We start from the raw sequence: 3,944 nt of genomic DNA, 5'->3' as shown, positions 1-3,944 counted from the left end.
AACTCGACGTCAATGGCGAACTACTGCACGCCGCCCACCAGTTGCGCAAACAGCTCGGGACTCTGTCCCCCTCGACACGCGACTTTCTGGCCGACGTCGCCGATGCGGCGGCACGCGATTGGGAGAAACCCGACCATGGAATCTGGGAAGTTCGCGGCAAACCGAGACACTTCTTGCACTCGAAGCTCATGTGCTGGGTAGCACTTGACAGGGCTGTGGCCATGGCCGATCAGTTGCATGCGGGACACCGTGAAAGCCACTGGGCGGCAACGGCCGAAAAGATCAGGGAAGCCATCCTCGCGCAAGGATGGAACTCGGAGACCAAGGCGTTCACCCAATACTTCGGCGCCGCCCATCTGGACTCGGCGGCTTTGATGATCCCGATAGTCGGGTTCCTGCCGGCCGATGACCCCCGCGTGCTGTCAACCATCGACGCCATCACGGAAAACCTCGTCGACGCACGTGGGCTTGTCTACCGTTACCGAACCGGCTCGGGCGTCGACGGCTTGACCGGCGACGAAGGCACATTCCTGCTGTGCACTTTCTGGCTTGCACAGGCCCTGGCCCTGGCAGGGCGAATCGACGACGCCCGGCTGGTTTTCGAACGCGCGGCAGATCACCTGAATGACGTCGGGCTGCTCGCAGAGGAGATCGATCCCACCAGCGGTTCACACCTGGGCAACTTCCCACAAACCTTCAGCCACGTCGGCCTGGTGAACGCGGCGTGGGCCATACATCAGGCCGAGATCTCACGCGCGTCGTCCGAGCATGCCCCCTGACCCACGGTCCGGCGGCGGTTCCACCTCACCCTTCCCCACGTCCGGGTCCCGAAGGTGACAGACCATCCGGTACCGACGACCAATATTGGACGGTAGGTCATCCGCCCGGCCGTGGGTCCAGCGCCGGGCGGGCAGCAAGCGCGACCCCGAGAACCGCAGCACACGTCCCCAGCAATGACCAGCCGGCGCACGGCAACCACGCCGGCCCGACCGTGCTCATCGCACGGCCCGCATTGCTCTTTTCAGTCATGTCACACGCCATTACTCGGGCCATAAGCAGAGCTGATCGCTCAGTGCTCCCGGGCGAAGTTCGCAACCTCCTAGCCTCCTTAAGAGAATCGTTTCACCTGGGGGTGGCTGTCTCATGCCGACGTCATGCAACAAGACGAGGTTGTGCGCGGACATGATAGGAGCCCTGGTCAGACACGATGGGGCAGAGCACGTTCGCCTTGCGACGGACCAATGCGATGACGGCGAGTCGGCGCACGATTGTGGTGAAACGGCTCTCGCCGATCACGGCCGGCCACCGGGTATGCGTCCAGGTGACCGCGCCTCGGGGAGGGGCCTGTGGGACGGGCCGACTGACTCCTCATCAGACGGGGTAGGCCTTGATCTCCCCTCGGATGCACAGCCCCACAATGACGAGGGCGCGATCAGCCTCGAGGGCATGCAGTGCGCCGGTTGCCGGACCGAGCGCGGTCGGCTCGTGGTCGGTCTCGCGGCTGACCAATGGGCGTCCGCGGTCATCAGTGATGACGAGCCGGTGGAGGTCCACAGCACGGTCGCATCCTGGGTCGGCGGTCAGGATCCCCTTCGTGTGTGGCGTGTGATCCAGCTCCTGCCCCCCGTCCTCGCGCCACCGAACGTCGGCGCGCAGAGCCTGCCCGGCAATCCGGAAGGCATGACGGAGCGGGAGGCAGGGCCACGGCGGCTGGCACGGGCAGCCCGTACGAGAACGGGTCCTGAGCCCGTCGCGCGACCCCGCCGTCGGAGCCGAACGGTCTCTGCGAGAGAAGGTAGTAGCGCATGACGGAGCTCGATGGATCATGCATCGGGCGTGAACGTGAGTGTCAGCAATTGTCGGCACTGGCTTCGGAAGGCGGGGGCCAGGCCCTCGTCATCAGAGGGGAAGCCGGCCTGGGCAAGAGTTCCTTGCTCGCATGGGCCGTCCGTCAGGCGGAACAGCAGGGGCATGTCGTCGCGCGTGCCGTCGGCGTGGAGGCGGAGTGGGCCCTGCCGTTCGCAGGCCTTCACCAACTCCTGTATCCACTGCTGCGCACATCGGGAGCGGAAGACGAGTGCCCCACGGTCCTGGATGTCGTGCTCGGCCGGGTTGCCGGCCCAGCGCCATCGCTGATGTCGCTGGGCACGGCCGTCCTCGACCTACTGGCCCGAGTCTCCTCCCGCAAGCCGGTACTTGTCGCGATCGATGACGCCCAATGGTTCGACGGACCCAGCAGCGAGGTATGCGGGTTCATCGGCCGGCGCCTGACAGCCGGCGCCGTGAAGATGGTGGTCACGATCCGCTGCGACTCAGGTTCCCGGTTCGACACCGCTGCGATCCCCGAACTGCATCTGGGCCCACTGTCCGACAGCGCCGCTCAGGAGCTGTTGGACACTCATTACCCCCAACTCGACCCGCAGTCGCGCCGCATAGTGCTGGAGCATGCGGAGGGCAATCCTCTGGCGCTGCTGGAGCTTCCGCGATGTATGGAGCGTCGCGACGGAGAGCTCTCCCTGCCGAACTCGGTCGAACCGCAGTGGTGGGTCCCCCTGTCCCGTCGACTCGAACAGATGTACCGCCCTCGCCTCGAGGCCTTGGAGCCGAGCGTTCAACTCGAGCTCCTGCGCGGCGCGCTGGACGGCGTCGGTTCCCTCTCTTCCGCAGGCGCCTCGCAGGAGATGCGGTACAGGTTGCGCAACGTCGATGAGGCGGTGGCGCGCGGGCTGGTGTCCGTCGAGCCGACCTCGGGCAACCTCTTCTTTCGGCATCCGCTGGTGCGCTCCGCCGTCGTCCACATGGCGACGCCGAACGAGCGTCGCGCCGCACACTCCGCACTCGCCCGTTGCCACCACAACGACGTCGAGCGACGCGCCGGACACTTGGCTGCAGCCACGGTCGACCCGGACGAAGAGGTGGCCACCGAGCTCGAGGCAGCGGCGCGATCGGCAACGCTGCGGGGCGGAGCGGCTACGGCAGTGGCCTGGCTGACGCGCGCTGCCGAGCTCAGCGAACACACCGCCCGCCGCTCCCGCCGACTCGGCGACGCGGCATTCGTCGCCGGGCACTCCGCGCTCTTCGACCAAGCTCTGCAACTCGTAGGCTCATCCGACCCCCCTTCGAGGCGAGCCAGTCCTCCGCCGCAGTCATCACTTCCTCATACGTGGAGCTCTATCAGCGCGGCAACGTGGAATCCGTGCACCGGCGTTTGGTCGAGGCCGCTGAGTGCCTTCATCGCCGGCAGGTTGAGGACCGCCCTGACGAGGTGCTCACTCGAGTGCTGAACCTGCTCCTCGCCGTCAGTCAATATGCCGGTGATCGAGCACTGTGGGAACGCACCGAGCAGGTCCTGGACTCGTTGTCGAGCCGCATGCACCCACTGACGGCTCTCTACCGCGACGCGGGCAGCGACGTACTGCGTCGGGGACCCGGGGTTCGCAAGCGCGTGGAGGAGGCGATTTCGCTGGTGGCGGACGGCGAGCCGTGGGACATCACGCGGCTGGCCGTGTCAGCGCATTACGTCGATGCCCTGCGCGTGTTCCGGCCGCATCTGGAACGGATGATCGACCGTGAGCAGAGCTCGGGCGCGACGTCGGACGTCATGACCATGCTGCACCTGGTCATGCTCGATCAGGTCGCCGCAGGTGCATGGGAGGAAGCCGAGCAGACCGGGCTTCGTGGCCTCGAGATGACCAAGGCCCATGGGCTGCAGCTGTTCACTCATCAGTTCTGTGTAGACCTCGGGCTTCTCGCTGCGCACAAAGGCGAGGCGGAACGAGCTCGGGAACTGCAGGCACGTGTCGAGGCCTGGTCACGACCACGCGGCGTGGGCTTGCTGATCCAGCAGGCAGACGCGGTCGGGACAGCCGCAGCGCTGAGCCACGGCGACTACGAGACCGCCTACCGATTCGCCTCCCGCATCACGCCCCCGGGAACGTTCGAGC

The 3,944-nt window shown here is 66.4% G+C and carries 3 protein-coding genes and 1 pseudogene; 3 read left to right on the top strand and 1 reads right to left on the bottom strand.

Features of this window, described 5'->3' with window-relative positions:
- Nucleotides 1–779, top strand: a 779-nt coding sequence (locus VXC91_RS43165) for a glycoside hydrolase family 15 protein (protein ID WP_329512821.1), incomplete at its 5' end; no start/stop codon positions are given.
- Nucleotides 780–1,371: 592 nt separating this feature from the next.
- On the opposite strand, the gene VXC91_RS43160 is transcribed toward VXC91_RS43165, so the two are convergent.
- Nucleotides 1,372–1,554 carry a hypothetical protein gene (locus VXC91_RS43160; protein WP_329512820.1) on the bottom strand — a complete coding sequence of 61 codons (183 nt, stop codon included), beginning with the start codon at nucleotides 1,552–1,554 and terminating at the stop codon, nucleotides 1,372–1,374.
- A gap of 251 nt (nucleotides 1,555–1,805) precedes the next feature.
- On the opposite strand from VXC91_RS43160, the gene VXC91_RS43155 reads away from it, so the two are divergent.
- Together VXC91_RS43155 and VXC91_RS43150 are read left to right on the top strand one after the other, a co-directional pair.
- The gene (locus VXC91_RS43155; RefSeq protein WP_329512819.1) at nucleotides 1,806–3,284 is read left to right on the top strand and encodes an ATP-binding protein; all 1,479 of its coding nucleotides are present in this window, start codon (nucleotides 1,806–1,808) and stop codon (nucleotides 3,282–3,284) included.
- Nucleotides 3,278–3,944, top strand: a pseudogene (locus tag VXC91_RS43150) (helix-turn-helix transcriptional regulator); the annotation flags it as partial. The gene VXC91_RS43155 and the pseudogene VXC91_RS43150, both read left to right, overlap by 7 nt.

Origin of the sequence: Streptomyces chiangmaiensis (assembly GCF_036281785.1) — a bacterium.
GTDB lineage: Bacteria > Actinomycetota > Actinomycetes > Streptomycetales > Streptomycetaceae > Streptomyces > Streptomyces chiangmaiensis.
Note: the sequence above shows the minus strand (reverse complement) of the source record. Positions and strands in the feature narration are given on the sequence as shown.